Source organism: Sphingorhabdus sp. EL138, from assembly GCF_945862485.1.
Lineage (GTDB): Bacteria > Pseudomonadota > Alphaproteobacteria > Sphingomonadales > Sphingomonadaceae > Sphingorhabdus_B.
Genome location: NZ_CAMAYF010000046.1, coordinates 1 through 4830 on the forward strand (window position 1 = coordinate 1; position 4830 = coordinate 4830).

5 protein-coding genes and 2 pseudogenes are annotated in these 4830 nt (G+C 54.9%); all 7 read left to right on the forward strand.

The features are described 5' to 3' along the window. Nucleotides 1-618 (forward strand): annotated as a pseudogene (locus tag Q0O33_RS10470) (tRNA uridine-5-carboxymethylaminomethyl(34) synthesis enzyme MnmG); the annotation flags it as partial. Next, nucleotides 615-1283, forward strand: coding sequence for a 16S rRNA (guanine(527)-N(7))-methyltransferase RsmG (gene rsmG, locus Q0O33_RS10475; protein WP_295499305.1), 669 nt, complete (start codon nucleotides 615-617; stop codon nucleotides 1281-1283). The pseudogene Q0O33_RS10470 and the gene rsmG, both read left to right, overlap by 4 nt. Further along, nucleotides 1280-2059 carry a ParA family protein gene (locus tag Q0O33_RS10480; RefSeq protein WP_295499308.1) on the forward strand — a complete coding sequence of 260 codons (780 nt, stop codon included), beginning with the start codon at nucleotides 1280-1282 and terminating at the stop codon, nucleotides 2057-2059. The genes rsmG and Q0O33_RS10480 overlap by 4 nt, the downstream gene beginning before the upstream one ends. Further along, nucleotides 2056-2988 carry a ParB/RepB/Spo0J family partition protein gene (locus Q0O33_RS10485; RefSeq protein ID WP_295499312.1) on the forward strand — a complete coding sequence of 311 codons (933 nt, stop codon included), beginning with the start codon at nucleotides 2056-2058 and terminating at the stop codon, nucleotides 2986-2988. Before Q0O33_RS10480 ends, Q0O33_RS10485 begins: the two co-directional genes overlap by 4 nt. Before the next feature lie 39 nt (nucleotides 2989-3027). Then, nucleotides 3028-3867 (forward strand): cytochrome b/b6 domain-containing protein, encoded by an 840-nt coding sequence (locus Q0O33_RS10490; protein ID WP_295499315.1) that lies wholly within the window; start codon nucleotides 3028-3030, stop codon nucleotides 3865-3867. Then, a complete protein-coding gene (locus Q0O33_RS10495; RefSeq protein ID WP_295499320.1) occupies nucleotides 3864-4637 on the forward strand; it encodes a molybdopterin-dependent oxidoreductase in 774 nt (257 codons plus the stop codon). Before Q0O33_RS10490 ends, Q0O33_RS10495 begins: the two co-directional genes overlap by 4 nt. A gap of 58 nt (nucleotides 4638-4695) precedes the next feature. Next, nucleotides 4696-4830, forward strand: a pseudogene (locus tag Q0O33_RS10500) (S-(hydroxymethyl)glutathione dehydrogenase); the annotation flags it as partial.

The window sequence follows — 4830 nt, forward strand, 5'->3', positions numbered from 1 at the left end:
CTGCAAGGTGTGACTGAGCCCTATCGTATGCTCACGGCGCGTGCGGAGTATCGTCTGCGCCTGCGTTCCGACAACGCGGCGTCACGGCTCACGCCGCTGGCCGTATCGGTGGGCGCCGTCGGCAGCGAACGTGCGGGCGCTTTTCAGGAGAGGCTTTTGCAGCAAACTGCGCTTCAAAGTCGGCTGCAGGAAACAGTTAGCGCGGATGTCTTGATCAAGCATGGGATTCCGGTGAAGCAAGATGCTGGCAAAATGTCCTTGTTCGATTGGTTGCGCTTTCCCCAAGTGTCGATTGCCCAATTGTTGGCATTGGATGCAGAGTCCTGGCCACAGGACCTGATATTGGAGCTGGAACAAGACGGCCGATATGCACCCTATTTGGCACGGCAAGAGGCCGAGATACACGACATGGCTGCCAATGAACAAATTCAACTGTCCCCGTTGATGGACTATAGCGCCATATCTGGACTGTCACATGAAATGGTTGAACGGCTGGAGGCGTCGCGGCCTGAAAATTTGGCGGCTGCGTCACGTATCCGAGGCATTACGCCTGCGGCGCTGGCCGCCATTCTTGTGCACGCCAAACGCGCCAAAATTGCGGTGGCGCAAGCCGCATGACCGAGGCCGAAGCCATTGCCTGGCTACAGGAGCAGCTGAATGTTTCACGTGAAACATTGGATGCCCTCGAAACATTTGCGGCATTTCTAAAGCGCGAAGCCGAAAGCCAAAATTTGATATCCGCCTCAACCTTAGACCATATATGGTCGCGCCATATCGTCGATAGCGCGCAATTATTGTTGTTTACGGATGCACCTGCAGCGCAGACCCATTGGCTCGATCTTGGATCCGGCGCAGGCTTTCCGGGTTTGGTCATTGCATTGCTGACCAATTATCGTGTGACATTAGTCGAATCGCGTGCGCGCAGAATTGATTATCTGCAAAGAGCTGTTGAAATGTTGGACCTGACGCACCGCGTAAACGTGGCTGGCGTCACATTGGAGCGACTTGAAACCGCGCCTTATTCGGTGATTAGTGCCCGCGCGTTTGCGCCCTTGCCGAAATTGTTTGATCTTGCCGCGCGCTTCGCCACAAATAACACTTTGTGGCTCTTGCCAAAGGGGCGTAATGCAAAAGCAGAGTGGGACAGCGCGCAGGCAGTATGGGACGGAGATTTCCGCATCATGGACAGCGTAACAGGCCAAGAGGCGGGCATTATCGTGGGTAGATTATCGGGGAAACGCAAAAAACGCGCCATCTTTGAAATACAGGGGCAAAAGGAATGATCCGAATAGCGGTAGCCAATCAGAAAGGCGGCGTTGGAAAAACAACCACCGCCATCAATCTTGCCACGGCGCTTGCGGCAAGCGGCTGGCGTTGCGTATTGGTCGATCTTGATCCCCAAGGAAATGCGTCCACCGGGCTTGGCCTGCAGCAGGCGCAGCGGGTGCATAGCAGCTATGATTTGTTGCTCGGGGATGCATCCTTAAAGGATGCCGCCATTCCGACGCTGATCCCTAATCTGGATGTGGTGCCCGCAACGGTTGATTTGTCCGGCGCTGAAATCGAACTCGTGGAACATGAAAATCGCACCGGGCGATTGAAGGCCGCTTTTGACAAATCGGACGCGCATTGGGACATTTGTGTCATCGACTGCCCCCCTTCGCTTGGCCTGATAACCGTCAATGCGTTGGTCGCCGTCGACTCGCTTCTCGTCCCACTACAATGCGAATTTTTTGCGCTGGAAGGCTTGAGTCAGCTGTTGCAGACCGTGGAGCGTATAAAGGGCGGCTTTAATCCGGCGCTGTCGATTTTGGGCGTCGCGCTCACCATGTATGACACGAGGAACCGGTTGACGGAACAGGTAGCCGATGATGTCCGTAGCTACTTGGGCGACCTTGTGTTTGATACGGTAATTCCTCGCAATGTCCGATTATCAGAAGCCCCTAGCCACGGGCTTCCTGCGTTGGTGTATGACCATCGCTGCGCGGGATCCGAAGCCTATATGAAACTTGCACGAGAATTGATCGGCCGCTTGCCGGTCCGGGAGTTAGCAGCGTGAGCAATGATAATCCGTCCGAAAAGTCGCCCTTGAAGAAGAAAATGGGCCTTGGCCGCGGCTTAGACGCCTTGTTAGGTGAAGCCCTGCGGGGTGACAGTGTTTCCGGAAATTCTTCCGCAGATCGAGACGCCGGCGGCCAAGGCGTGACAACCCTGTCAGTCATCGACATTCGTCCCAATCCCGATCAGCCACGGCGGCATTTTTCCGAAGAAAAGCTGGATGAATTGGCGGCAAGTATTGCCCGGCACGGCGTTATCCAACCCATCGTCGTCCGGCCCTATCAGGGCGGATACCAAATTGTAGCAGGCGAACGCCGTTGGCGCGCAGCCCAGCGCGCCCAATTGCACGATTTACCTGCGATCGTGCGAAATTTTGACGATACGGAGACCGTCGAGATCGCGCTGTTAGAAAATATCCAGCGGCAGGATCTGAACCCTATTGAAGAGGCGGAAGCCTATAAAAAGTTGACTGAACTTTTTGGCCACAGTGCTGCTGAATTGGCGGAGTTGGTGCACAAGTCGCGCAGCCATGTCGCAAATATGATGCGCTTGCTCGATCTGCCGCAAACGCTGCGTGATCTCGTCATAGAAGAAAGACTAAGCATGGGCCATGCGCGCGCGTTGCTTGGCAGTGACAATGCGGTGCAGTTGGCAATGCTGGTGATTAAAAACGGCCTCTCGGTGCGCGCCACCGAAGCGCTGGTGCAGCAAGAGCGCGCGCCAAAGGCGAAAAATCGCAAGCAAACGGGCACGAGCGCACCGGAAAATGCGGATATACGTGCCGTGGAAACGCATCTTGGAGATCTTTTGGGGTTAAAGGTGCGGATCGCGCAAAAGAATGACACGGGCGCAGGCGAAGTGACGTTTGAATATGGCAGCTTGGACCAATTGGATATGCTGTGTCAGCGGCTCACGGGCGAGAAGTTTTAGCCCGCCGATCGTCGCCTGGGCTTTGCGTGGGAGCGATTAATGGATGCAGCGCAGAACATGACTCAAGAAGTGGCCAAGCGACACCGTCTGTCGACGCGAATCTGGCATTGGTTGAATGCGTGTGTCGCGACGATCTTGCTGATGAGCGGCCTTATGATTTTCAACGCTCATCCGCATTTATATTGGGGCGATTTTGGTTCACGCGAAGATTATGCATGGCTGCAAATTGACGATACGCGCACCACTGGCTTTGTCAGGATCGGAAGCGCGCGAGTCGAAACAACAGGCGTATTCGGGCTTTCCTTGGGCTCCAATGACAATGTTCGGCGCGTGGCCTTTCCCGGCTGGGCGACCATACCCACAGGTTACGATCTGGCTGCCGCGCGGCGCTGGCATTTTGTCTTTGCTTGGGCTTTCGCGCTGGGCCTGACGGTGTTCATGCTCGCTTCGCTGTTTAACGGGCATATCCGCAAGGACTTGCACGTTCGCCGCGCGGAATGGAGCGCTGCTGCCATTTGGACGGATATCAAAAATCATGCGCGGTTGCGTTTAAGTCCTGAGCATGGATTAAGTAATTATAATATCATCCAAAAGTTCAGTTATATTGGCGTGATATTCCTATTGCTGCCGCTGTTAATCCTGACAGGCATCACCATGTCGCCCGCCATGAATGCAGCTTGGCCGTGGTTGCTTGATCTATTCGGTGGGCGGCAGTCGGCACGGTCGCTGCATTTTATCGCGGCCTTTTTGCTGGCGCTGTTTGTGGTGGTGCACCTGATCATGGTTCTGCTCTCTGGCCCGATTAACGGCATCCGTTCGATGATTACCGGGCGGCATGTGACCGCGTCGAAACCTGATCAGGGAGGGAAATTGCCATGACAGATGACCGCACATCATTCCGCCGCCGTGATGTTTTGCGCGGCGTGACCTTGGGCAGCAGCGCGCTGATTCTGAGTGGTTGCGACGTCATGAATGAAAATGCGACTTTCCGGTCAGCATTGCGTGTGGCGGAAAAGCTTAATCAGGCGACGCATCGCACCTTAACCGACCGCGCGGCTTTGGCACCTGAATTTGCGTTATCGGACATTTCGCCTGTGTTCAAAACCAATGGTTCGCTGACCGGGACGTCGACGGATTATCTTGCGCATCTTCAAAACAACTTCGCAGACTGGCGGTTGCGCATTGATGGCATGGTAGCCAATCCCATGGACATTGGCTTGGAAGCGCTACGGGCGATGCCCGCGCGCACGCAAATCACGCGGCATGACTGTGTTGAGGGGTGGAGCGCGATTGCGCAATGGCAAGGCACGCCGCTGCGCCTTTTGTTGCAGCAGGCCCAATTGTCGCCGCGCGCCAAATATATCGTCTTTCATTGTGCGGACAATTACGGCGCACGCCCCTATTATGAATCAATTGACGTCATTGATGCCTTTCATCCGCAAACCATATTGGCATGGGGTATGAATGGCGAAACATTGCCGGTAAAATATGGCGCACCCGTCCGGCTTCGCGTCGAACGACAACTGGGGTATAAGCACGCCAAATATGTAATGCGCATTGAGGCGACCGATGATCTGTCGAAATTCCATGGGGGGAAGGGCGGATATTGGGAGGATGTCGGCGACTATGAATATTATGCCGGAATCTAGGCTTGCGCGGCGGCGCTGTTAATGGAAAAGCCGTTCGCAGATAATAAGGATCCCTGCCATGAAGACCCGCGCAGCTGTTGCATTTGAAGCCAAGAAGCCTTTGGAGATTGTTGAGTTGGACTTGGAAGGTCCCAAGGCTGGCGAAGTGTTGGTGGAGATTATGGCGACGGGGATTTGCCATACCGATGCGTAT

What these genes read in the sequence shown, in the direction of transcription:
- rsmG (WP_295499305.1), top strand. Translation starts at nt 615, where the DNA reads ATGACCGAGGCCGAAGCCATTGCCTGGCTACAGGAGCAGCTGAATGTT.
- Q0O33_RS10480 (WP_295499308.1), top strand. Translation starts at nt 1,280, where the DNA reads ATGATCCGAATAGCGGTAGCCAATCAGAAAGGCGGCGTTGGAAAAACA.
- Q0O33_RS10490 (WP_295499315.1), top strand. Translation starts at nt 3,028, where the DNA reads ATGGATGCAGCGCAGAACATGACTCAAGAAGTGGCCAAGCGACACCGT.
- Q0O33_RS10495 (WP_295499320.1), top strand. Translation starts at nt 3,864, where the DNA reads ATGACAGATGACCGCACATCATTCCGCCGCCGTGATGTTTTGCGCGGC.